The following is a 26,156-nucleotide window of genomic DNA, read 5'->3' on the forward strand; positions in this document are numbered from 1 at the left end:
TTGTTAGAATATTTAATTCTGAATTGTATGGTAAAAGGCAACTATTTTAACGATTATTAATTATTGCTTTAACATCAATAAATTGGATTATTTTTAATAAAAGTTTTTTCTTTCAAAGAAAGGAGTTATTTCTTTTAGATAAAGAAAAGAATCAGAATCCTCTAAATTTCTTTTAAAGAACTAAGTTTTTAAACGTTAATTGAATTTAAATAAAATCTATAATTTCATCAATTGAAAATTATGTGAATTCTTAATGGAGTTATTACATAATTTTCAAAAAAAAGAGATAAAAGAAAAGATAGTTAAATGATAAATTGTCTGAGAAGCTAGTACTTTAAAATACGCTATTGATTAAAATTATTCGGAAAATTAATAATGTATATTACAGCGATATACACACAATGTAAAAAGTAGGTTTCTATGTCAAGAAAGCCAGTACTAGTCCTTAACTGTGGTAGTTCATCTCTGAAGTTTGCTGTCATTGATGCTGTTGGTGGTAAAGAATGTATTTCCGGCTTTGCTGAATACCTAAATTCACCGGACGCACATATCGAGTGGAAGATAAATAATGTTAAGAAGCAAATAACGTTAGGTGTTAACAGTTCATATAGCAAAGTTATGCACTGTATTTTTAATACAATTCTTACAGAAAAACCAGAATTATTAAAGCAACTAATCGCTATTGGACACAGAATTGTCCATGGTGGTAGTCGTTTTATTCAATCTACTATTATTGACGACAATGTAATAAAAGGTATTGAAGATTCCATTCCATTTGCACCTCTTCATAATCCTGCTCATCTTATAGGAATTCGCGAATCATTAAGAAATTTTTTACAATTAGAAAAAAAAAATGTAGCAGTTTTCGACACTGCTTTTCATCAAACAATGCCAGAAGAATCGTATCTCTACGCTTTGCCTTATTCTCTATATAAAAATCATGCTATCCGTCGTTATGGTGCGCATGGTATTAGTCATTTTTATGTCAGCCGTATAGCAGCTAAACTGCTTGACACGCCTGTAAATCGTTTAAATGTCATTACATGTCACCTAGGAAACGGAAGTTCTGTTTGTGCTATTCAAAATGGAAAATGTGTAGATACCTCTATGGGCATGACGCCATTAGAAGGACTTGTTATGGGAACCAGAAGTGGCGACATTGATCCAGCTATTATTTTCTATTTGCATGAAACTTTAGGAATGCCAATTACTAAAATTAATACGTTATTGACAAGAAAATCAGGACTACTTGGATTAAGCGGAATAACAAGCGACTGTCGTTATATTGAAGATCATTATCACGAAAAAAATAGCAACTCTAGGCGCGCTATAGATATATATTGTCATCGACTTGCTAAATATATTGGTGCTTATAGTACTCTAATGGAAGGCAGACTAGACGCTATTATCTTTACTGGTGGTATTGGTGAGAATGCTGCGATAGTACGCGAGTTATCACTCAAAAAGTTAGGATTACTAAAATTCAAGGTAGACCATGACCGTAATTTAGCAACTCGTTTTGGCCGTATTGGAATAATAACTACTGAAACTAGCCTTCCAGCCATTGTCATTCCGACTAATGAGGAATTAGTTATTGCTCAAGATGCTGCTCGCCTAATCGAATCACAATGATATTATATTTTCTGACAGAATTCTAAAAAGGTATTTTTAATTGAAAAAATCGTTAAACAAAGAGGTTTAATGTGTCACGTACAATCATGTTAATACCGACTGGTATTAATGTCGGTTTGACCAGTATTACTCTTGGTATCATACAAGCTATAAAGCAAAAAGGAATAAAAATCAACATATTCAAACCTATTGCACAGCCGCGATCCAGTATGGATTCTCTTGATGCTACCATACATATAGTTCGTACTAATTTAAATATATCTTCTTCTATAGAACCATTAGCTATAAGCTATGTTGAATCGATGATTAACTGTAATCAAAAAGATATCCTAATGGAGAAAATCCTCGCCATTTATTATGCTAATAAGCTTAAAGAAGAAATAGTTTTGGTAGAAGGCTTAACTCTAAGCGATAGATATCAATTTATTACTGCATTAAATTATGAAATTGCTAGTATACTAAACGCCGAAATAATTTTTGTTTCATCACCAAACAGTGATTCTTATTTAAATCAATTAAAAAATTACATTAAATCAGTTCGTTCAAATTTCAATAGAAATGTTACCGGCGTTATCATTAATAAGTTAAATGCTCCAGTCAACAAAAAGGGTTGCATAGAATCAAATTTTTCGGATATTTTTAACAACCTTATTGGAGAGGCTAATACCTCTCAAATTAATCTAAATCAACTGATTCAAGATGATTCTTTTCCAATATTAGGCTGTATTCCCTGGAATTCTGATCTTATCGCTGTACGTACTATTGATATAGCACGCTATTTAAATGCTACGATTATAAATGAAGGAGAAATTAGAACTCGTCGAGTAAAATCTGTTATATTTTGCTCTAGTGGTCTATCAAGCATAATAGAGTGCTTTCGTACTGGATTGTTATTAGTGACTCCGATTGATCGACCAGAAATATTGATTTCTGCTTGTCTGTCTGCAGTGAATGGAGTGAAAATTAGCGCAGTTTTATTAACAGGAGGTAATAATGTAAATCAAAAAATTTATCGATTATGTAAACAAGCTTTCGTTGATACAGGATTGCCAATTTTTATTGTAAATATTAACTTACAGCAGGTTTTTCTCAGCTTACAAAAATTTAACTTAGAAATTCCTTTTGATGATCACATTCGAGTAGAAAATTTAAAGCATTATATTGCAACTCATATTGATAAAGCGTGGGTTGAGTCTTTATTATCTGTGAGATCTAAATATCCAAGACGTTTAACGCCTCCCTTGTTTCGTTATCAGTTAACTGAATTAGCTCGTCAATCTAGAAGAAGCATTATCTTGCCAGAGGGCAGTGAACCTCGAATTATTAAAGCAGCGTCTATTTGTACTAAACGAGAAATTGCGCACTGTGTTTTGCTTGGTAACTCCAATGAAATTAATAAAATAGCTTCTTTAGAAGGCATACTTCTGAGTGAGAATATCAAAATTATTGATCCAAAAATTGTACGGGAAAAGTATATTAGCCGTTTAGTTGAACTTCGAAAAAATAAAGGATTAACAGAAGAAGAAGCGAAATCTCAACTAGAGGACAATATAACATTAGGTACGTTAATGTTAGAGCGAGGGGAAGTAGATGGATTAGTATCAGGAGTAACACATACTACCGCAAACACTATTCGTCCATCATTGCAGCTTATAAAAATGGCACCTGGTAATTCGCTAGTATCATCTATATTTTTTATGCTACTTCCCGAACAGGTATTGGTATATGGAGACTGCGCAATTAATCCTAACCCAACTGTAGAGCAATTGGCAGAAATCGCTATTCAGTCAGCTAATTCTGCTGCTAGTTTTGGCATTGAACCACGCGTAGCAATGATTTCCTATTCGACAGGTCATTCAGGGATTGGTAAAGATGTTGAAAAAGTACGTAAAGCCACTCGATTAGTAAAGGAGAAGTGTCCGAAATTACTAATTGACGGTCCATTACAATATGATGCTGCTATCATGGCCGATGTTGCACAATCAAAAGCGCCTAATTCTCCAGTAGCCGGACAAGCAACAGTATTCATCTTTCCAGACTTAAATACTGGAAATACAACATACAAAGCAGTGCAACGTTCAGCAAATCTGATTTCCATTGGTCCTATGTTACAAGGAATGCGTAAACCAGTTAATGATCTTTCACGAGGTGCATTGGTAGACGATATTGTATACACTATCGCTTTGACTGCAATTCAATCGAAAGAAATAAAAAATTGATTTTTGTATTATTGGTTTAATCAATAAATTATTTCTAGTTGATATATACATGTCTAGATGTTAGTGCTTAAAAAGATCAATTTTTATGGATTAGGATTTACAATGAAAGTATTTTATTAAGATACTCCTTGCCAACGTGGAAAAAGATCTTTCGGCAAAAATAAACTAAATTGATCCAATATTCTGTTTATTGTTTGATCAATAATATCGTTTATTTGAGTGGGACGATTGTAAAAAGATGGTACTGGGGGCATGATAATCGCGCCTAGTTCGGCAGCCGAAGCCATTAAACGTAAATGACCTAAATGCAATGGAGTTTCCCTTACTCCTAAAACTAGTTTACGACGCTCTTTTAGAATAACATCTGCAGCTCGTTCCAATAGTCCGTCACTATAACTATGTACAATTCCAGACAGCGCTTTCATCGAACAAGGTAAAATTACCATTCCAAGAGTTTGAAATGAACCGGAGCTAATATTTGCGGCTATATTACGGGAATCATGTACAAAGTTTGCTAATTTCTGTACGTCATGTATACTATATGTAGTCTCAATTTTTAATGTTTGATAAGCGGCTAAACTAATTACTAAATGAGTTTCTATTGTTGGCAGCATTGTTAATGCCTGCAATAAACGGATACCGTAAATAGTTCCACTGGCGCCGCTGATACCGATAATCAGACGTTTCATTTTATATTTTATTTATTATTTTAACTTTTCGACCTAAAGAAGCCAGTCTAACTCCATTAGCAAATTAGAAGTGATTTATTAGTGAGAAGAATCTTTCTTAAATTCTAAAAGAGAAGGTCACTTTTATAAAAAAGTCAACTTTGATGATATTTCAATTTTCTTTATAAAAGAAGAAATTTACTTCTATTAAAAAACAGCCCTACCAAAAAGTTTAATTTAAATTACAGAATCGCGAGGATAATATTTCATTTAAATAAAAACCCAAATATCTTAGATAATATCTATCTATTTCCCATCCTTAAGTTTTTATTCAGAATGATAATTTTGTGATAGTCTAGATTCTCTTATGGATGGTAAGTAACTGCTTTTTCCTTTGCTATTTTTTACACCAAATCAAAAAATGTATAAACTAAGAAAAGTCCTAAATATTTATCAAAAAAGTTAGAAATACAGTTACACTTATGATTAAATAATCATATTTCAATCAATAGAACAGCCATATTCCATTAGTGTTTTTTCAAATTCATTAAAATTGATAACTAAAATCATTAACTATTTATCTTTTAATTAGTTTTTAGTTGAAAAAACTGACTTTTAGTTTATCTTTAATCGTTCCTATCTTCTCAGAAGAGACTGCTCTCTTAAAGAGAGTTAATGAATAAATTAATTTCACTAAATAGAATGAAATTACGATATTTTTTAATTAGCAGATTCAATTTTTAACATTATTTTACATTGAATTTTTTCTAAATAAAAGATAATTAAACACTAATCTGATAAGTCAATTAACTTATTTACAGTTACTTTTCTTTCAGATCAGAAGATAAAGGCATATGATAAGACCATTGTTTCGGTCAATACAAAAAGGTTGCGATATTAATTTAAAATTTAATTAACTTTAGCTAAGTTTATTATCTGAAATAAACAATAATATTTTCGTTAATCGTTCATAACTGAGGAAACAGTATAAAAAGATCCAAACACCAATATACAATCGTTCAATGCAGCTTCTTTTACTGCTTGACGCCAAGCATCTTTTACGCTCTTAAATTTTTTTGCATTCCCATCAAGAAATATGGCTAATTGTTCAGCGCTAGCAGAACGGGGACCTTTAAGCGAAGCACAATACCAAACATCGACTTGTTCACGTAAACATATAAGTGTTCCAGGAATGTCTTTATCTAACAACATACCTACTACTGCTCGAATTTTTCCAGTGCAAGAAAGCGTTGTTAAATACTTAGATAAATAACTTGCAGCGTGAGGGTTATGCGCTACGTCTAAAATGGTTAGTGGAGCTAAATTAAAATGTTGCAAGCGACCAGGAAGGATAGCTTCTCGAAGGCCTTGACGTACTGCTAATTCTGATGTCAAAAAAGGAAGACAGGCAACTGTAGCTAATGCTGTCGCTGCATTTTCCAATGGAATAGATGGTAATGTTAATGCTGTAAGATTATGAAAACTATCCCACCAATGCCAGTGATGACCATCAATTCTCCACCACCAATCACGATTGCAAGCATACAATTTCGCACCACAACTAACAATTTCTTTATCTAACGTTTCCGGTCGGTCAGGTTCGCCTATTACAGCTGGCTTTCCATGTCGGAAAATGCCGGCTTTTTCTTTTGCGATACTGTTACGATCTGGTCCAAGCCAATTTGTATGATCAAGAGCAATAGAAGTAATTACAGCAACGTCAGCATGTACGACATTTGTTGCGTCTAATCGTCCTCCGAGTCCCACTTCGAGAATCACCACGTCTAGTATTGCTTTCCGAAAAAGCTGCAGTGCCGCTAAAGTTCCAAACTCAAAATAACTTAACGATATGGCGCCACGTCCAGCTTCGATAAACATTAGCGCTTCACTGTGAGCAGATTCTGGTAATTCTTTACCATGAATTCTTACTCGCTCAGTATAGCGAAGTAAGTGCGGTGAACTATATAAACCAACTCGCATTTTATTAGCTAGTAAAATAGCTTCCAACAGACGACAAGTAGTACCTTTACCATTAGTTCCGCCAACAGTAATAATCCAACGTGCTGGATGAAAAAGATTTAATCTACTAGCCACGCATTGGACTCGATCTAGACCTAAGTCAATTGGCTTATCGTGTAAATGTTCAAGATAATAAAGCCATGAAGATAACGAAGATGTAGCTTGAGGTTTAGAAGATATATTCTCCATTATAGGTACTCACTTAAAACGACATTCATATTAATTTTTAAAAAATATATTGCACTAAATAAATTTAGTAATTATTCTTTGGCAAACTGGGTCAGGTATATTATCTCTTTTTAAGATTTTGTAGATTGGTCCTGAAATGAAGTTAATGGTAGTGCTTCTTTTGGAAGTGGTTGATGAGTTAGTTTTGCTAACAAACTACCTAATCGAAAACGCATTTCTGGACGTCTTATGATAAGATCAATGGATCCTTTTTCTAACAGAAATTCACTTCGTTGAAATTCAGCTGGCAATACTTCACGTACTGTCTGTTCTATTACTCTTGGACCAGCAAAACCAATCAGTGCTTTTGGTTCAGCAATATTTAGATCGCCTAACATAGCTAGGCTAGCAGATACTCCTCCCATAGTAGGATCAGTTAACACTGAGATATATGGTAAACAATTTTTACGAAGTCGTACTAATGCAGCGCTGGTTTTAGCCATTTGCATTAATGATATTAAGGCTTCCTGAACGCGGGCACCTCCGCTAACAGAAAAACATATCAAAGGACAGTTATCTTTTAAAGCTTGCTCTACTGCAAGAACGAAACGTGCACCAACTACTGAAGACATTGAACCACCAATAAAGGCAAACTCAAAAGAAGCTACTACAACTGGCATATTATATAATTTACCTTTCATTACTATTAAAGCATCCTTTTCACCAGTCACTTTTTGAGCTATGGCTAGGCGATCTTTATATTTTTTCAAATCTTTAAAATTTAAGATATCTTTTGGTGTTAAATCGCTTCCAAGTTCAGATTCACTATTTTTATCTAAAAAAGCAAGTAAACGTATGCGTGCACCTATTCGCATATGATGATCGCATTTTGGACAAACGTTCAAATTACGTTCTAATTCTATTCGATATAATATTTGACCACAGCTACTACACTTAGTCCATATTCCTTCTGGAATATGGACTTTTTTTGAAGGACCGACAGTTTTTTTATAAAAAATTCGTTCAATCCAACTCATCGATAATCTTCGCTAATCATAAGCGCCTCTATATGTTTTAGGTATAATCATTATGTATTAATTACAATACAATTTCCTGTGAAGGAAATTTTCTTTTTCCTATTGGATTACTATTCGTTAATAAAATTAAACATGTCAAGTCTTAAGAAACAAAGGACCTATTTTAGACTGTGGTAAAGAAAAATAAAAAGGGTAGTTTACTTCTACCAAGTATAGTCCTTTTGCTGGTGCAGTGCACCCAGCCTTTGTTCTATCTCGACATGCCAATAATTCAATAAACCACTCCTTTGATCGGTTGCCACAACCTACCTCTAACAAACTGCCTACAATATTGCGAACCATCTTTTGAACAAAAGAGTTCGCTTTAATATCGATTATTACATAATTCTTTTGACGTGTAACATACAAATGATACACATTTCGCCATGGACTTTTTGAAAAACACTTTAAAGCACGAAAAGATGAAAAATCATTTTCCCCTATCAAGCATTGGCCAGCTTGTTGCATTATTGAAACATTGAGAGGATAACGATAATGAGTTAATCCAAAATGTAAAAGTGCCGGACGAAGATGATGATTATAAATAAGATAACGATAGCGTCGAGTAATCGCGCTGAAGCGTGCATGAAAGTGATTCGGAACTGGAACCATCCACTGTATTGCGATATCGGGCGGTAGGCAAGAATTAACTCCGATTGTCCAGGCAGCATCTGGTCTTTGCGACTTAGTGCTAAAATGAACAATTTGTCCTGTAGCGTGCACTCCAGCATCGGTACGACCGGCACAAATAACCGTAATGGTTTCATTAGCAATTATTGATATGGCATTCTCAAGACATTTTTGTACAGTATTCATTTTATGTTGACTTTGCCATCCAGCATACGCGCTACCGTTATACTCAATTCCTAATGCTAATTTTTTCATTTTCTATATTTTAAGTGGAAATTATTTGAAATTTTGAAAGAGACCATTTCCATAAATGGAATAGAGTACTTCATAAGTAAGTTCATATATGATTATATAAATAAATATTTAAAGAAATTTTTATGGAGATCTGTTTAATTACATACATTGAACTAATTAATAAACGAAATTACATTCAAGTTAAAACATAATATTGTAGCCTTGAATTATTAAATTTTAAATTTTTCTGGTCAAAGTTATTAGTAGCAAGTTAGTTAAATCATCGAATTAAATTTGTTTACTTGCAGAAACTATGCCGTATATCTTTATTAATTTTTAATTCGAAGATCCCTATGGGGTGCATTATGTAAATATAGTAAATATCTGATATGCAATCTTATTCTTAATAACTCTTATTAAGAATAAAGTTTCATAATTATATGGATGAAAAATTCGACTTCTTTATAGGAAATTAATAACATTTATATTTAATTAATAATTCCTATCAAGGAGAGCTAATTTTATGATAAAATTGAACTGCGTTGGATGGCTTTCAATATAGTTATTTTAGTATTGAGAAAAATCAATTTCTATGAATTAATAATTATCGTTTTACTTTATCATTCATAAGAATTTATGAGATTATTCGGTTTTTTTAATTGCAAGTACGGTAATTAGCCCTAAACCCTATATTCTGTAATATAGAACATCCAACATAATCCTCGATTTCTACTACAATCGACGACCATTCTCTGCGTGGATGGTAATTTTTTCGCAAGCGATCAAAAACATCTGGTATTGTCATTGAACGCCTTAGATGCATATCGTCTTTTCGTATGTCATAAATTAAATTAGCTAACAATCGCAATATTTCTTCGTCAACTCCATTGCTTAAATGGATGTATCTTATTGTTGGGGGAGGTAACAAATCTTGCAGATTTGTACGTATTTCGCTTCCAACGTGAGCGCTATAAGAATTGAACACTTGTGCTGTCCCACGTGCTTTACCTTCTAAGCTGTAACCAGCAATATGAGGTGTTCCTATATCAATGTGAGACAGCAAATCCAGTGAAATACAAGGCTCCAACTCCCACACGTCCAATACAACGTTTAAATTTTTTCCGCTTTTTAATGCTTGAAGCAAAGCAACATTATCTATCACTGCACCTCTGCAAGTATTTATTATAATACGACCATCAGGAAGTGCTGCTAGCACAGAATCATCGACTAAATGCCAAGTAGAATGTCGACCAGTATATGTAAGAGGCGTATGAAAAGTTAATATATCAGCATTATTTACCAATGTTTCTAGTGACTGCCAGTTTTCGTCGTAGATACCCGCCTCCGCCAATGGCGGATCACATAGCAAAGTTCGTATTCCAAATATATTAAGCCGTTTTTGCAATTCTCTTCCGATATGACCAACACCAATAATACCAACAACCTTATCATGTAGTGAGAAACCATCCCGCTGCGAAAGATATAAAAGCGCTGAAAGAACATACTCTACTACGGCAATTGCATTGCAACCTAAAGCTGCTGAAAAGCTAATCCCTGCTTGTTGTAACCATTCTTTATCAACATGATCAGTACCAGAAGTAGCGCTGCCAACAAATTTTACTTGACTTCCATCGAGTAAAGCTTTATTAACCTTAGTTACAGAACGTACTATTAATGCACTGACTTGCTTCGGTATAGGTGCAAAAATCTCTCTACCAGGCAAACTTTTCACCTCACCAAAACACTGAAAAAGTTTATTGGCATAAAGCACGTTTTCATCTATAAGAAATTTCATGTAATTTCCTCCAGCTAATTAAAGATATAACCTCCTACAGTTACTTATGAGTATTTCGCTTGAATAAAACCCATTACATTTCAATTTATTGTTCTATTTAAATTATAAGAATTGTCGAATTTTTTATGTAGCATTTTCATATATGTCAAAAAATTTTTCTCTATTATTTGTGAGTAATTTTGATCTTTATAAAATCTTATAGAGGTTAGATATATGAAAAGCTAATAATATTTGCGCATGACAAGTGTTGCGTTTGTTCCACCAAAACCAAAACTGTTACTCATAACAGTCTTTAAATCTGATTGTGTTGGTTTGGTAATTACATTCATACCTTCTGCATGTGGATCAAGTTGGTCAATATTAATACTTGGAGCAATGAATGCATATTCAAGCATAAGAAGAGTAAAAATTGTTTCATGAACACCAGCAGCACCCAATGAATGACCTGTCATGGCTTTGGTTGAGGAAAGTGCAGGATGTTGATTTCCGAACGTCTCACGGATTGCCCATAACTCTTTTATATCTCCGATCGGAGTTGAAGTACCATGAACATTCAGATAATCTACCGGAGTATCAACATTCTTTAGAGCCATCTTCATACAACGAACCGCTCCTTCTCCAGAAGGAGAAACCATATCTACACCGTCAGAAGTGGCGCCATATCCAATAATTTCAGCATAAATATGGGCTCCACGAGATAAAGCATGCTCTAATTCTTCTACTACTACGATGCCTCCACCGCCAGAAATAACAAAACCATCACGATTGACGTCGTAAGTACGAGAAGCTTTTGTTGGTGTTTTATTATAGTGAGTAGATAGTGCGCCCATAGCATCAAACTCGCAAGCCATTTCCCAGCATAGTTCTTCACCACCACCAGCAAAAACTATATCTTGCTTTCCAAATTGGATCATTTCCAATGCGTTTCCAATACAATGTGCAGAAGTAGAACATGCAGAGCTAATAGAATAATTAACGCCACGAATTTTAAAGGAAATAGCAAGACATGCTGATACACCAGAGGCCATTGCTTTAGTAACCATGTATGGACCAACTCCACGAAGACCACTAGCACGCATTCCGTCGGATCCAGCAACTTGATTACGAGGCGACCCACCACCAGAACCAACAATAAGACCAGTTCGGTCATTAGATACCATATTAGGCGTTAATCCAGAGTCGGCAATTGCTTGTTCCATAGATAAACAAGCATAAATGGAAGCATCGCTCATGAAGCGAGCTACCTTGCGATTAATTAGACCAGTTGTATCAAGTTTAACATTCCCCCAAACATGACTTCGCATACCAGAATCTTTTAATTCTTGAGAAAAAGTAATTCCAGAACGACCCTCTTGCAGCGAAGTTAAAACTTCTTTCGGGTTGTTACCGATGCTTGATAAAATTCCTAGACCGGTAATCACCGCACGTTTCATCTGAAACCTCTTTATAATCTTTATATAGTGTGTGAGCATAAAAGCCATTACTAAAAAATTAAATGGCAATTTAGCTTACAGCTGTAAGTTAAACAAGCCCTTGATTAAAAGATCTTAACAAAATTTACGTTAGAAATCCTATGTGATTAAATCGTTCTATAATGTTATATCTTCTTGAAAAAAGAAGAGAGGTACAATATGCAAGTTAAGCATGCGTACCTCTCAATAATAGTATAAATACTTAATCTGCTTTTTTTTAGAGAGAATCAGACTATTAGCGTCAATTTCAATAACTTTCTTATTTAAGAACCATATCTTAATAAGAAAATTAAATTGAATTAAAATTTGTTGATTTCTGCTTATTCTATATTTTCTTAATATATCTTACTCAACTAAAGTGAGTTCTACTATTTTTAACGATTAGTGATATATAGGAATATATTTTGAGTTTTTAAAAAACTAGTTTTACATTTAAATTAAATAACTTTTTTATTTCTCATAAATAATTGAATCTTAAGTTTAAGATAAAAAATTATACTGATTGTAAGATAAACACCGACGAACAAGTATCTAAAGAAATTAAGAATTCAGATGCTACATTATTGTGGTAACTAATCTTTTGTCATACACTATTTTCAACATAATTTTAAAGTCAAAGTTTTTATTAGTTTATAATAAACTAACCGATGCTTCTTAAGCAGAAGCTTAATCATTGTAGTGCTTTTGTTTTTTAACAAAATCTTCTTTTTTAGGTATACAAAATTTCGTACATTGCATACGTATAATATGTTTCTGAAAAATTAACTAATTTATAAAACCCTATGAAAAAGTGTATTATAGTCTATAATTTTTGTGTCTACGAGAACAATACTCACTATGTAGCTTTTAATTCACGTTAAAAACTTTAAAGCGAATACTATCTCTTCTTAAGGTTTTCGTGAATCACTGTATATTTAATACTAATTGAGTAGTTCATTATATTACTTAATCTGCAATGCAGCTTACCTGTTTATTGGTTATAATGGAGCGACATCTGCGCATTGCGCGCGATGACATAAAAAATGATCCATTAATACAATAGCCGTCATTGCTTCAGCGATCGGTACTGCTCGAATTCCAATACAAGGATCGTGTCGACCAAAGACTTTTATTTCTATTTGGTCACCGTTGTGATTTATTGTCCGGCCAGGAACCATAACGCTAGAAGTTGGTTTTATAGCAAGATGAATAATAATCGATTGTCCACTACTAATTCCACCAAGAATACCACCAGCATGATTACTTTGAAAACCCTCTGCAGTAATTTCGTCACGATGCTCGCTGCCACGTTGATTAATAACCGCAAAACCATCGCCTATTTCTACTCCTTTTACTGCATTTATACCCATTAAAGCATGTGCTAAGTCAGCATCAAGACGATCAAATACTGGTGATCCTAGTCCAATTGGAAGATTTTTTGCTACAACTGTTACTTTAGATCCAATGGAATCACCGATTTCCTGTAAATGTCGTATCATTGAACTTAATGCATCCAATTGATCAACATCAGGACAGAAAAAATGATTCTTTTCTATTTGTGTCCAATCTTTAAGATCGCACTGAATATTACCCATTTGTGCTAAAAAAGCACGTATCCATATTCCATTCTTTTGTGCCAAGTACTTCTTGGCAATTGCGCCAGCTGCAACGCGAATGGCTGTTTCACGTGCTGACGCTCTACCTCCTCCGCGATAATCGCGTCTACCGTACTTTTTTGAATAGGTGTAATCAGCGTGTCCAGGTCGGTATAGATCTTTAAGGAAATCATATTCTTTTGGACGTTGATCGGTATTCTCAATGAGAAGTCCAATACTAGTACCAGTTGTAAAGCCTTCAAATACACCGGAGAGTATTTGTATACGATCCATCTCGCGTCGTTGTGTAGTATATGAAGATAAACTTGGTTTCCTACGATCAAGATCTTTTTGAATATCTTCTTCGCAAAGAGCAATTCCAGGAGGCACGCCATCAACGATTCCTCCCAATGCTATTCCATGAGACTCACCGAAAGTAGTCAAACGAAAAATTTTTCCTATACTATTCCCTGCCATTTTAACTCCTTATAAATCATCAAAAGATGATTCTAGCTTTATCAAATGCACTAATAGATCTACGATGATCGTTTAATAAAATAAAAATTTTTTATAAAGAATAAGAATCATTTACGTGAGGTATTCTGTATAAAAAATTTTGGCTATTTTTGTAGTATCTTACTATTTTCTAATTTTTACATTTTTTGTAAAACAATAGATCATAATAATTTTTATATCTCTGTACTATACAAAAATATAAATCTATTCAAGATAAAGATTTATTGAATGAATTTTAAATTAATTAATTAATCGAAGTTTATCTTTTAATAAAAAAAAATCAGTTTTAAAATGAATACTATTTATTAAAATAATAATTTTTGTTTTTTTATGTAAAAACAATTTACATTTTAAGACTAAAAAATAAATTTTTAATTAATTATCAACATCCAACTATAAAAAAATATAAATAAACTTTCATTACACAGGTAAATTTCTTTTAAAGAAACTTTTAATTTCATTAAAAAATTCTTTTAGATTACTATGATTTATTAAAAGGATATACACAGAGACCTGTCCTGTTAATATAGTTCAATGTTATTTTTATAGTTAATAAACATTAAAAAATTATATAGAAATGAAGCACTAAATGAATTTATTTAACGAACAATGAAAACAGTTAACTTTAGTTACTAACTATAGAAAATTTTCAAAAGTTTAGCTTGAATTATATTCTTCGCAGTTACTTCTTGAAGAAGAAAATAATTTTTCTTATTTGCTCTTCTTAGAGTTTACGAAAAATATTTCATTTATATCAAAATATTTAATCTGAAGTTTACTTTTCATAAGTAATACTCATAGATGTAGATTACAATGCTTTTGAATTAGCTAATTAAATGTAATGTATCGTAATGCGTGATAATGTATTATTTATATTTTTTCCTATAAAAGGAAAAATTTCTTTTTCTTCTTCTTATAGAATATAAGACAGAATTTTTTATGAAAATTAGAAAAATTATATCTTTAATATTACTAACTCTCTCCAAGAGAGTTTCAGTTTATACAATGAAATCTATTTTCAATTTATGTAAAAATTAATCATTAAAATTGATTCTAAATATAGAATATGTAAATTTTACATTTCTTAATTTATTTAAGAATAAAAAGCTGCTTAACAAGCAAGCAAGTATATATTCAAATGATTATAAATGATAGAAATAAACAGGATTTTAAATCTTCAATTTATTTTAAATTTTAAATAAAGAAATTTTTTGTACATGAATCTGTATAATTATACATAATTATATTATTATTAATGATAATTTTTATTTAGGTTTTATGTTTTACTAAATTTTTTATTTTCTTATTTGAAAGATTTTTTAATTAAAAAAATAAACGCTTTTCAAAAAGCTGAATGCAATTTCAATTGCTAATCATTGGAAGTAAATAATTAGTTTAGTTTTAAAAGAACTGATTTTTTCTTTTACTTTTTTAATTTAAATTATATGATCGAAACATAATAATTATGAAGTGAAAAAAACAATCAATCTTTAAAAGATTCATTTATTTAGTAAACGTTTGTATTAAAAATGGACAAATATAATGTAGAAACTGATTTATATGTCTCTGTAGTTAAAATGGACATAACAATCCCCTCCTAAGGGCTAGTTACAGGTTCGACTCCTGTCAGAGACGTTTTTCTTGCTCATTGCAGACATTCATATACTGAGAATATTTCTAAAAATTTTTAATAAAAAAAATCAGTTATATGTCTTATATGTAAGTTTTTTAAAAAAATTCAAAGAAAGTAAGTCATTTATAAGTTAATTGAGTAAAACATAACCTAATTGAAAAATAGAAATTCTTTAAAACTATCTAAATATAGAGTTTCTCATTTAGAATTAACAATTATCTATCTATTTTAGATACAATACATATAAATCAAATCATAATTTCTTATGGAGGTTTGATTGTTGAGGTAATGATTCAATTTTCTAAATAAATTAGCTTATTATTTAATTATTGAGACCATTTGATTTTTTAGAAAAAATTTAAAGAATTATTTAATTTTAAAAAAAGGTAAACCTTATTTAAAGTTTTTATTGGGATCGATAAAGATAATTTATAATGGAAAGATTATTATAAATAAATAGCTTTTTAATTATTGTTTGGATTGAATTATTTACATAGATATTTTTGTTTTTTTTAAAAAAATTATAAACGATAGTCGTATTTAATAACGAAATGACTTAAGAAATAATTTTTATTGTTTACTATTTAGTTATATGACAAAATCAACTTTTCATTATTTAATAACAATTCTTCTAAAAAGTTTTCAAGAAAATAAAACTATTTAGAATAGCAATCTCTTCTTAAAAAGAAATTCTTAATGAAGAAACGCTTTGATGAAGATTTGCTTAATTCTAAAAAAAACCAAGTTTATTTAAACTACTCAATTTATCTGAACTACTGCTTTTGACTAATAAAGGAAATAACTTTTTAGAAAATAAGCAGAAAGTAGTCGGTTTCGTTTTTTTAGGCAATCATCTCTGATCATAACTATTTCAATGTTGATAAGTATCTTAAGCGTATCTTATACCTTTCCTCTTTTTTTTCGTATTATCAGAATTACGCAATCTAAAACAAATAAAAAAAACAAACTAGAGTCATTTAAATGACATTTAACTTTCTAAAATTTAGTCAACTAGAAAATTTTATTATTTATAGAAATAAACTTGAAACAAGTTCTGATTCTTAAAAATGTCTCTTTTATCGCAATAAAAGATCGATAGAATTTATATCTTTCATGAGCTCTTACATAATTATATTGTTATGATAATATATTTTTATACCTTTAATTTTAAATAAATTACTCTTACCTACTTCTTCTAAACTCAGATTTGTCGATAAAAAAGAGGATCCATAATTTTTTTAATGTATAAAAAACGATTTGCTCCCAATGCTTATTAAGCATATTCTCATGCTTTCTTAAAGCAACAGTAAAAATTTTGCAGTGATGATTATTGGCTTCTGATTTGTTGAAGCTTTACTTATTGTTATTAAGTGTGTTAGTTCTCACAGTATTCTTGGAATCTATATTTTGCTTAAAAAATAGAAAGACGATCAATAAAATTTTAAAAATCATAAAATTAATAGTATTTTAGTTATCAAATTAATATTAAATGAGCTATTACTTTGATTGGATTACATAATAAAATAAAGAAATTATTTTCACGTTTAAAAAATTTTGACAACATTTTAATATCATTTTTTAATTCATTTTCTATTGGAATTTTTTTAAAAATTGTTAAAGACTTCAATAATCATAAAAGAAAAGTAGTTTTTACTTTTCCTTAAATTGGTCTGAAATATTGTTCTGATTCTTGTGTTGAACTTCGTTCTGGCTAAATTAGTAATTTAAAATATCTATTGCACAAAGCGACTATTTTATTGGTCTATAAAAAGGAGTGCGTCATTATTGATAATGGCAACTCTTAATGTTTTTTGATGGAGCTAAGCGGAATCGAACCGCTGACCTCTTGCATGCCATGCAAGTGCTCTTCCAACTGAGCTACAGCCCCAGTATCTAATTGGTTCATAAAAAGCTAAAAATCAATTTTTTTAAAATTTTCGAAATTTATAAACAAAAATCACCCTTCTTCGATTGGATCAGTTTAATAAACCTATTAATCCGAGATAAACAACGTGATTGACCTATAGCATGCATAGTAACATCAAGGGAAGGAGAACAACATCCTCCAGTGATAGCAATACGTATCGGCATACCAATTTTCCCTATATTAACTTGTAGCTCTTTAGAGATATTTTCAATAACTACGTGAATGTTGTCCGGCATCCATTCTTTAATTTCTTTTATCCTAGCATAGACTGTTTTTAAAATTGAAAGAGATTCAAAACATAAGTGTTTTTTGATCGCGTCAGAATCAAATTTATTAAGATCTTCTATATAGAAATAGTAACCGTTAGTTACTATTTCTTTTAAAGTTTTGCAACGACTACCCAATAATTTTACTAAATCTGTTAATTGAGGTCCATTTTGGATATTAATTTCTTGTTTCTTTATTTGTAAAGCTAAATTCTTTACTACATAATCGATTGGCAGATGATTAATATAATAATGGTTGAGCCATAGTAATTTTTTGATGCTAAAAGTACTTGCTGATCTACTAATAGAATTGAAGTTAAATAGTTGCTTCATTTCTTCGATATTAAAAATTTCTTGATTGCCATGAGACCATCCAAGTCGTACTAGACAGTTTAATAATGCTTCCGGGAGAAAGCCGTTATTACGATATTGCATAATATCTATTGCACCATGGCGTTTTGAAATCTTTTTTCCACTATTATCAAGAATAAATGGTACATGAGCATATTTTGGAATCGACAATCCTAATGCTCTAAAAATATTAATTTGGCGAGGAGTATTATTAATATGCTCTTCTCCCCGGATTACATGGGATATTTTCATATCAGAGTCATCGACTACTGAACAAAAGTTATAAGTAGGAGTTCCATCAGAACGACGAATGATAAAATCATCTAACTCTTGATTACTGAATTTGATAGGTCCGTAAATTAAATCATTAAATATTACTACTCCGTCTCTTGGATTACGGAATCTTACTACAAAAGGTGTATCATCAGAATAATTTTTATGCTTATTACGACAACAACCATCGTAACGTGGTTTTTTTCCTTGGGCTATCAACTCTGTCCGAAGTAATTGCAATCTTTTTTTTGAACAGTAACATAGATAGGCTGTACCTTTTAATAACATCTCATTAATTATGAAATTATATCTTTGAAGACGCCGAGTTTGAAAATAGGGACCTTCGTCCCAATCTAGAGTAAGCCATATCATATCATTCATAATAGATTTAATTGCTGGTTGTATGGAACGCTTAGCATCAGTATCTTCTATGCGCAATATAAACTTACCTCCATAGTGGCGAGCAAACAGCCATGAGTAGAGGGCGGTTCGTGCATTTCCAATATGCAAACAACCAGTTGGGCTTGGTGCAAAACGAGTTCTAATGTTCATTGATCATAGTCATTAAAAAATAAAAATTTCGACAAAGTTTTTCTAAATTAGAAAACTAACTTTTTAGTTAGAAATAAACATTATTATTCTATCTAATTTTTTTAGCTCGATTAATCTTTCTTAAGAAAATAAAGTGAAAAAAACTGCCTTCCATAAAGAAAAATATTCTAAATAGAAAATTATTGACTTATTTTATTGTTTTCCTGTAGCATTACGAAAAGTGTCACAGTTGGGTGATTAGCTCAGCTGGGAGAGCACCTCCCTTACAAGGAGGGGGTCGGCGGTTCAATTCCGTCATCACCCACCATTTTTCCTTTGTGGGTCGTTAGCTCAGTTGGTAGAGCAGTTGACTTTTAATCAATTGGTCGCAGGTTCGAATCCTGCACGACCCAAAATTTATCTTTTCAAGAATCTCTTCATCATTATTATTTACAAACGTAGATAGGAGTCTTAAACGTTGTTTTTATGTCTATAAAATTCTCTATTTCAAAGAAATAGTAACATATCTCAATACTTTGAGAATTTAGTTGATAGGTCAATTTTTTACTATTATAGTTAATGAAATTATAATATGAGAAGGCTTTCTTGATGTTTCAAGTGAATTAATGTCTTTAAAAAAGTTTTATAATGATTAAAAATTACAACAAATAATGATATTAATTTTAGATTGTTAGTCTTCCATCCTATCTTCACTATGATTTATTGATAGAATATGGAATGCTTTTCTTGCTTTTAAGATTGGAATGTTTAATTTTCTTGCCTGAATTAATTTTTTCCCAGGTTTGTTTCCAACAATAACTAAATCAGTTTTAGTGGAGATACTTTCTCTAACTTTTGCGCCAAACGATATCAATTGTTTTTTAAATTTACTCCTTGAGAAAACAAACGTTCCTGTTAGGACAACAGTTTTTCCAATAAAAAAGCTATCACTCTTCAGAATATTTGACAATGTCGGCTGAGACCAATAAATGCCAACTTCAGAACCTATTAAATCTTGTATTAACTTTATATTGTACGGAATCTTAAAAAAGTTATTGATCCGAGCCGCAAGGATTTTACCAATATTTGGCACAGTTGTTAAAGAACTAACATCGGCTTTAATTAGAGCGTCAAGTGTTTTATAAAAATTAGCTAAATTAGTAGCAATAGTTTCACCAACGCCATGAATTCCGAGTGCAAACAAAAAACGTGCAAAAGTGGTTTTTTTAGATTTTTCTAATGCTATCAACAAATTTTTTGCTGACTTTTGCCCTAATTTATCTAATTGAGACAAAGTTGTTTTACTCAAGCGAAATAAATCAGCAGGATTTCTTATTAATCCTCGCTCTAAAAGTTGATTGATAATTTTATCTCCAATCTTATCAATATTCATTGCTTTTCTAGAAACAAAATGCTTCAATATTTCTTTGCGTTGCGCTATGCAATTCAATCCAGCAGTACAGCGCATCATTGTTGTATTTTTATTTATCTCAATATTTGCACTACATGCTGGGCAACAGGAAGGAATTGTTACTGGACGTGTATCTTTTTTTAATCGAGGTGTAACAACACGAATAATCTGTGGTATTACGTCACCAGCACGACGAACAATTACCATATCTCCGATCATGATTCCTAATCGTTTCATTTCAGAAATATTGTGCAAAGTAGCTTTATTTATCATAGCGCCAGAAATTAATACAGGTGTAATACTTGCAACCGGTGTGATTGCTCCAGTTCTTCCTACTTGAAACTCTATATTACGAATCTGACTTATTCTTTCTTGAGCTGGAAACTTATAAGCAATAGCCCATCGTGGCGATCGAGTAACAGAGCCAAGTCGTCTCTGTAATGCTAGTGAATCCACCTTTATCACTACTCCATCAATATCGAATTCAAGAGATTCACGCATTTCGTTTGCTAGTCGATAAAAATCGAATACTTCTTCAGTTCCAGTACAAAGACAAAGATGATTGCAGATAGGTATTCCCCAATCTTTAAACTGCTGCAAACATTCCCAATGACTTTCCGGCAATTTTCCTTTTTGTTGAATACCAATGCCATGACAGTAAAATTGTAGCGGTCTTCCAGCAGTAACAGTAGGATTTAGCTGACGCAAAGAACCGGCAGCAGCGTTGCGAGCATTAACAAATTCTTTGCAACCATTTTTTTTAGCAGAGTCATTAAGATATTGAAAATCTACTTTCGATATAAATACTTCACCCCGCACTTCCAACAAGTACGGAAGACTACTGCTTTTTTTTAAATGCAAAGGAATAGTGCGAATGGTAATCGCATTGTCAGTAATATTTTCCCCGATACTTCCATCTCCCCGAGTGGAAGCTTGTACTAATTTTCCATCTCGATATAGTAGATTAATCGCTACACCGTCTAACTTTAACTCACAACAATAGGTTATGTTCCCGATATATTTAAGTCTTTCATGAGTTCGTTTGTCAAAAGCTAAAAAATCTGTCCGTTCAAAAACATTGTCTAACGACAACATTGGTATTTTATGGTTCACCTTCTGAAAACCATTTTGTGTTGTTCCACCAACACATTGACTTGGAGAATCGGAACGTAACAAATTTGGTCGTCTACTTTCTAGCATACGTAGCTCTGCCATAACTAAATCATATTCGCTGTCAGTTACCTCAGGAGCAGCTTTTACGTAATAAAGATATTCCCATCGCCGTAATTGTTTTCTTAATCTTGAGATATGTTGCTTTATTTGTTTCTCCATAAATACATTCAAAAATTGAAAAAAATCAATTAAAAAATAAACTAGAAAATAATTTTGCTGACAAGAAGACTTGTTTTAGTTCAATATTAATTTTCAGATAAACTTGTCATTGAAACTTAAAAAAGTTAATAAGTTCTTCTTAAGAAAGAATCCTTTAGGCTAGTTTTTATAAATCACTATGTTTGATTGTTTTTTTTGTATAATTGTTACAATATATAATTTTTTTGCATAACACTATACTCATTATGCGTAGAATAAATGTACTTACTTCTTGTGCTTATAGTCTTTTTTGTCATTTATTCTTTAATATTGATCTTAATATAAAGCTAATTGTAGCATAATATGTTTTATTACACTAAATACAAATTTAATTACATTAATTTTATCGAGTTAAGACTTTAAGAAAGTTTTATTGATTATTGTTGTTCTTACAGAAAATATCAATAATATTGAAGATTTTGAATTAGTCAGTCTAATTAGATTTAAAATAATATTAAAACTAACTTAACGGAATGTGCACATACTTTTAATGAATTAACCGCAACAAACTATATCAGATGGTGCATATTGCTAATAGCAAAATGTGCTTAATGTAATTAATTAGTTTTTTCTTTTCCAGATCGTTTTTAAATCTGTACAATGCTTTACATCGAAAGTGTTAATTCTTAATTCTTATTAAGATGTATATAAAATGATTACTAATAATTACTGTTATATAACTTCGTTTAATACGAAGGAATAAATAAAGACAGGTTAATTTATTTTTAATAAAAAACGTGAAATTATCATTAATTTTAATAAACATTACTTAATCTAATTGATTTGATATCTTCATTTTAATAAATAAATTATCTATTGATAAATATAAAATTGTGTACACTCTTTGTTTGATAGTTATCAAACAATAAACGAAGGATCTTTTGTATATGTATGTATCTATTGATTTTTCCTTCTAGATTCTAGAAAAGCAATCTAAATAGATTATTTTTAATAGAAACGTCAGTTGATATTCATACTAAAGAAAATTTTTAGTCGATTAAATTAAGAAGTTGCACTACGTTCTTATGGTCAAGATATGAAAAATCGAATTGAATAACTTTTTCAAGGATTATTCAAGAATTAATAAATAGTTTTTAATTTTCTATCTATAAATTTTACCCAGCAGTTAAAGACTGCACTCTTTATTTATTTTAAATTTAGTTTAGAAATAAATTATACTTATTGTTATATATCTATAACTTTAGAAAAATGATTGTCGAAAACAACGAGTAATTGTATCCCAACAGAATATAGTGATGTTTTCAAAATTATATCAATTTCCATAAAACCATATGAGCTTAAATGGTCCTTTTAAGATAAAATTTGACTCTTATTAATACCAATGCGGCTAAGTAAATTGGGGAAAAAAAATGTACTGGAAAGAAGTTACGATTACTGCTTTTAATGGTCTTCACACTCGTCCTGCTGTTCAATTCGTCAAGGAAGCTAAAAGATTTAGTTCCGAGATTACTGTAACCTCTAATGGGAAAGAGGCTAGCGCTAAAAGTTTATTTAAACTCCAAACTTTGGAGTTAGCAAAAGGAACTGCTGTTGTTATTACTGCCGATGGCGAAGACGAGAAAAGAGCAGTAGAATGTTTAGCTAAATTAATAACAGAGCTTGAATAATATAATTTTATTCCTGTTTAGTTAATCAATAGGTTCTATCTCATCTAGTAATTAGCTTGCGTTGTAAACAAAAGGTGGAGTCATGATTTCTGGCATTTTAGTATCACCTGGCATTGCTTTTGGAAAAGCGTTGCTACTGAAAGAAGATGAAATTGTCATCAACCAAAAAAAGATTACTACAGATCAAATTGAACAAGAAATTAAACGTTTTCTTGTTGGACGAAAAAAATCTTCTGCACAGCTAGAGGCAATCAAAAATAAAGCGGGTAAAATCCTCGGTGAGGAAAAAGAAGCTATTTTTGCAGGACACATTATGTTGTTAGAAGATGAAGAATTTGAACAAGACGTTATCTCTCTTATAAAAGAAAAGCATATCAGTGCAGATGCTGCAGTTCATTCTGTAATTGAAACCCAGGCCAAAGCTTTAGAAGAACTTGACGATGAATATCTTAAGGAACGAGCTATTGATGTGCGTGACATCGGTAAACGTTTACTACATAATATTCTAGTAATGCCAATCATTGATTTAAGCGCTATTAATGAAGAGGCTATAGTGGTAGCAGTAAGCTTAACACCATCAGAAACTGCACAATTAAATTTAGACAAGGTACTAGGTTTTGTTACTGATAGTGGCGGACAAACTTCACACACATCTATCATGGCTCGATCACTTGAATTACCAGCAATTGTCGGCACTGGCAATATCACTAAAAAAGTAATTAACGGAGATTATTTAATTCTAGATGCGATCAATAATCGAGTTTATGTTAATCCCACTACAGCAATCATCCAAAAATTAAAAGTGTTGCAAAATAAATATTTTGCAGAAAAACGAAAATTAGCAAATATTAAAGATCTTCCAGCAATTACTCTTGATGGAAGACGAGTAGAAATTTGTGCTAATATTGGCACCATTCGAGACGTTGCAGGAGCTACACGAAACGGCGCAGAAGGAATTGGCTTATATCGTACCGAATTTTTATTTATGGATCGTGACTCATTACCGAGTGAAGAAGAGCAGTTTCAAGCCTACAAAGCAGTGACGGAATCTATACCTGTTGGTTCTGTTATTATTCGTACCATGGATATCGGTGGTGATAAAATTTTACCTTATATGAATTTACCAAAAGAGGATAACCCATTTCTGGGATGGCGCGCTATTCGTGTTAGTCTCGATCGTAAGGAGATGTTACACGCTCAAATTCGCGCCATCCTTCGTGCTTCAGCGTTTGGGAAACTGCGTATTATGTATCCAATGATTATTTCAGTAGAGGAGGTCCGTATTCTAAAGCTAGAACTTTCTTTATTAAAGAATCAACTTCGTGAAGAGGGAAAAGCTTTTGATGAAGAAATTGAAGTTGGTATAATGATAGAAACACCTGCTGCCGCAGTAATAGCTCAGCATCTTGCACATGAAGTAGATTTTTTCAGCATTGGCACAAATGATCTAACTCAATATACTCTTGCTGTAGATAGAGATAATAAGCTGATTTCCCACTTATATAATCCTATGTCTCCAGCAGTATTGATATTAATTAAACAAGTCATTGATGCTTCTCATGCTGCGGGAAAATGGACAGGAATGTGTGGTGAGTTAGCAGGAGATGAACGCGCCACAGTATTATTATTAGGGATGGGATTGGACGAATTTAGCATGAGTTCCATTTCTATACTACGTATAAAGAATATTATTCGTAATACAAACTTTTCCGATGCAAAAGTCCTGGCAGAGGAAGCTTTAGCTCAACCAACAACAGAAGAATTAATTAATTCGATTAACAAACTTACCGGAGATAATATTTGTCATTAAAATTACAAATGCAAAATAAACCAATCCAAAAGGTTTTTTAGATTTATTCACCAAATCCTTGCTCAATAAATATAAAAATTAGTTAATTAAATTACGTTTAACATTCTAGAATAGAAAAGTTTAGTTAAGTAAGATAGAAGAAATCAGCACTAAATTAATTTTCATGTCAATAATGAATTGGCTCTAATTTTAGATTTTGGGTTAAAACTAATTGATTTACATTGAGGGAGTTTACTGTATACCTGCTGCTATTCCAAGCACTCTTACTTTCACGAAATAAATTATTAATATGGAACTTCTTCGTTATACTACTTTTATTTTTTTTAAAATTACCTCCTAAAACTTAAAAATATCTAATCAAACTTTCTTTATAGAATCATTTGATCGGGTTAATTCTAAAAAAATATATCATACATAAAACAACAGATAAATTTGATTATTTACTGAAGTTAAAAGAATAAAAATAAGTATGAAAATTACAAGTATTTGCAATACTTAACGAAAAACATTAGATCTGTTATCAGAGATAGATTAAATTTCAATAAAAAATTTACATAACTGCTACCAAGTCTTAGCATCTTTCTGCTAAGATAAAGTAAGATACGATTTGTATCCAATTTATCTGTTTATGCTGTATTAATATTGTATCGTAACTGTACTAATTTCCTGATAAGAACCAACATGGAAGATTTATAGATCTTTTAATGTAATCTTATTTATATGAGATTCCTTTCTGAATAAGAATAACTGCATTTTTTCAACCGTCCTACGAGCTAGTTACGCTATATAATTTTTTTAATGGTTTTATAAATTTAGGATAGAATATAACGATTTTTTAGCTTTAAGATTTCGAGCGCTTTACTTTTAGTAAGTATGAAATTATTCGAATTTGTAATGTAAATAATTTTACTTTTAATTGTAAGCAATTAAAAGTACAGTCAACCACGATGCA

The 26,156-nt window shown here is 31.3% G+C and carries 13 protein-coding genes and 4 tRNA genes; 7 read left to right on the forward strand and 10 right to left on the reverse strand.

Annotated features, from left to right (window positions below):
• The first annotated feature begins 420 nt into the window (after positions 1 to 420).
• Together JK145_RS02120 and pta are read left to right on the forward strand one after the other, a co-directional pair.
• A complete protein-coding gene (locus JK145_RS02120) occupies positions 421 to 1,632 on the forward strand; it encodes an acetate kinase (protein ID WP_220665192.1) in 1,212 nt (403 codons plus the stop codon).
• A 71-nt stretch (positions 1,633 to 1,703) separates the two neighbouring features.
• Positions 1,704 to 3,851: a phosphate acetyltransferase gene (gene pta, locus JK145_RS02125; protein ID WP_220665193.1), complete on the forward strand. Its 2,148-nt coding sequence runs from the start codon at positions 1,704 to 1,706 to the stop codon at positions 3,849 to 3,851.
• Positions 3,852 to 3,967: 116 nt separating this feature from the next.
• On the opposite strand, the gene JK145_RS02130 is transcribed toward pta, so the two are convergent.
• The 7 genes from JK145_RS02130 to aroC form a co-directional block, all read right to left on the reverse strand.
• Positions 3,968 to 4,540 carry a UbiX family flavin prenyltransferase gene (locus JK145_RS02130; protein WP_220665194.1) on the reverse strand — a complete coding sequence of 191 codons (573 nt, stop codon included), beginning with the start codon at positions 4,538 to 4,540 and terminating at the stop codon, positions 3,968 to 3,970.
• A 939-nt stretch (positions 4,541 to 5,479) separates the two neighbouring features.
• Positions 5,480 to 6,727, reverse strand: a complete 1,248-nt coding sequence (folC, locus tag JK145_RS02135; RefSeq protein WP_220665195.1) for a bifunctional tetrahydrofolate synthase/dihydrofolate synthase — start codon at positions 6,725 to 6,727, stop codon at positions 5,480 to 5,482.
• 110 nt (positions 6,728 to 6,837) lie between these two features.
• Positions 6,838 to 7,743, reverse strand: coding sequence for an acetyl-CoA carboxylase, carboxyltransferase subunit beta (accD, locus tag JK145_RS02140; protein ID WP_220665196.1), 906 nt, complete (start codon positions 7,741 to 7,743; stop codon positions 6,838 to 6,840).
• 135 nt (positions 7,744 to 7,878) lie between these two features.
• Positions 7,879 to 8,667 carry a tRNA pseudouridine(38-40) synthase TruA gene (gene truA, locus JK145_RS02145; protein ID WP_220665197.1) on the reverse strand — a complete coding sequence of 263 codons (789 nt, stop codon included), beginning with the start codon at positions 8,665 to 8,667 and terminating at the stop codon, positions 7,879 to 7,881.
• A gap of 634 nt (positions 8,668 to 9,301) precedes the next feature.
• A complete protein-coding gene (locus JK145_RS02150; RefSeq protein WP_220665198.1) occupies positions 9,302 to 10,441 on the reverse strand; it encodes a 4-phosphoerythronate dehydrogenase in 1,140 nt (379 codons plus the stop codon).
• Between the two features lie 221 nt (positions 10,442 to 10,662).
• Complete coding sequence (gene fabB, locus JK145_RS02155) at positions 10,663 to 11,874, reverse strand: beta-ketoacyl-ACP synthase I (protein ID WP_220665199.1); 1,212 nt, start codon at positions 11,872 to 11,874, stop codon at positions 10,663 to 10,665.
• Positions 11,875 to 12,890: 1,016 nt separating this feature from the next.
• Entirely contained in the window at positions 12,891 to 13,964 is a 1,074-nt protein-coding gene (gene aroC, locus JK145_RS02160) for a chorismate synthase (RefSeq protein WP_220665200.1), read from the reverse strand.
• A gap of 1,601 nt (positions 13,965 to 15,565) precedes the next feature.
• On the opposite strand from aroC, the gene JK145_RS02165 reads away from it, so the two are divergent.
• A tRNA-Arg gene (locus JK145_RS02165) sits at positions 15,566 to 15,638 on the forward strand.
• Positions 15,639 to 17,451: 1,813 nt separating this feature from the next.
• Here the strand turns inward: JK145_RS02165 and JK145_RS02170 are convergent.
• Together JK145_RS02170 and gltX are read right to left on the reverse strand one after the other, a co-directional pair.
• Positions 17,452 to 17,524, reverse strand: a tRNA-Ala gene (locus tag JK145_RS02170).
• A 56-nt stretch (positions 17,525 to 17,580) separates the two neighbouring features.
• Positions 17,581 to 19,005: a glutamate--tRNA ligase gene (gene gltX / locus JK145_RS02175; RefSeq protein WP_220665201.1), complete on the reverse strand. Its 1,425-nt coding sequence runs from the start codon at positions 19,003 to 19,005 to the stop codon at positions 17,581 to 17,583.
• Between the two features lie 231 nt (positions 19,006 to 19,236).
• Between gltX and JK145_RS02180 the strand changes: the two genes are divergently transcribed.
• Together JK145_RS02180 and JK145_RS02185 are read left to right on the forward strand one after the other, a co-directional pair.
• Positions 19,237 to 19,312: transfer RNA gene (locus JK145_RS02180), tRNA-Val, on the forward strand.
• Between the two features lie 12 nt (positions 19,313 to 19,324).
• Positions 19,325 to 19,397, forward strand: a tRNA-Lys gene (locus JK145_RS02185).
• A 278-nt stretch (positions 19,398 to 19,675) separates the two neighbouring features.
• Here JK145_RS02185 and ligA read toward each other — a convergent pair.
• Positions 19,676 to 21,727, reverse strand: coding sequence for an NAD-dependent DNA ligase LigA (gene ligA / locus JK145_RS02190; RefSeq protein ID WP_220665202.1), 2,052 nt, complete (start codon positions 21,725 to 21,727; stop codon positions 19,676 to 19,678).
• A 1,409-nt stretch (positions 21,728 to 23,136) separates the two neighbouring features.
• Between ligA and JK145_RS02195 the strand changes: the two genes are divergently transcribed.
• Positions 23,137 to 23,394 (forward strand): HPr family phosphocarrier protein, encoded by a 258-nt coding sequence (locus JK145_RS02195; RefSeq protein WP_220665203.1) that lies wholly within the window; start codon positions 23,137 to 23,139, stop codon positions 23,392 to 23,394.
• An 82-nt stretch (positions 23,395 to 23,476) separates the two neighbouring features.
• Positions 23,477 to 25,204, forward strand: a complete 1,728-nt coding sequence (ptsI, locus tag JK145_RS02200) for a phosphoenolpyruvate-protein phosphotransferase PtsI (RefSeq protein WP_220665204.1) — start codon at positions 23,477 to 23,479, stop codon at positions 25,202 to 25,204.
• The last annotated feature ends 952 nt before the right edge of the window (positions 25,205 to 26,156 follow it).

Source organism: Sodalis sp. CWE (assembly GCF_019646055.1).
Lineage (GTDB): Bacteria > Pseudomonadota > Gammaproteobacteria > Enterobacterales > Enterobacteriaceae > CWE.

What these genes read in the sequence shown, in the direction of transcription:
- JK145_RS02130 (WP_220665194.1), bottom strand. Translation starts at nt 4,540, where the DNA reads ATGAAACGTCTGATTATCGGTATCAGCGGCGCCAGTGGAACTATTTAC.
- gltX (WP_220665201.1), bottom strand. Translation starts at nt 19,005, where the DNA reads ATGAACATTAGAACTCGTTTTGCACCAAGCCCAACTGGTTGTTTGCAT.
- JK145_RS02195 (WP_220665203.1), top strand. Translation starts at nt 23,137, where the DNA reads ATGTACTGGAAAGAAGTTACGATTACTGCTTTTAATGGTCTTCACACT.
- accD (WP_220665196.1), bottom strand. Translation starts at nt 7,743, where the DNA reads ATGAGTTGGATTGAACGAATTTTTTATAAAAAAACTGTCGGTCCTTCA.
- JK145_RS02120 (WP_220665192.1), top strand. Translation starts at nt 421, where the DNA reads ATGTCAAGAAAGCCAGTACTAGTCCTTAACTGTGGTAGTTCATCTCTG.
- ligA (WP_220665202.1), bottom strand. Translation starts at nt 21,727, where the DNA reads ATGGAGAAACAAATAAAGCAACATATCTCAAGATTAAGAAAACAATTA.
- aroC (WP_220665200.1), bottom strand. Translation starts at nt 13,964, where the DNA reads ATGGCAGGGAATAGTATAGGAAAAATTTTTCGTTTGACTACTTTCGGT.
- truA (WP_220665197.1), bottom strand. Translation starts at nt 8,667, where the DNA reads ATGAAAAAATTAGCATTAGGAATTGAGTATAACGGTAGCGCGTATGCT.
- JK145_RS02150 (WP_220665198.1), bottom strand. Translation starts at nt 10,441, where the DNA reads ATGAAATTTCTTATAGATGAAAACGTGCTTTATGCCAATAAACTTTTT.
- folC (WP_220665195.1), bottom strand. Translation starts at nt 6,727, where the DNA reads ATGGAGAATATATCTTCTAAACCTCAAGCTACATCTTCGTTATCTTCA.
- fabB (WP_220665199.1), bottom strand. Translation starts at nt 11,874, where the DNA reads ATGAAACGTGCGGTGATTACCGGTCTAGGAATTTTATCAAGCATCGGT.
- ptsI (WP_220665204.1), top strand. Translation starts at nt 23,477, where the DNA reads ATGATTTCTGGCATTTTAGTATCACCTGGCATTGCTTTTGGAAAAGCG.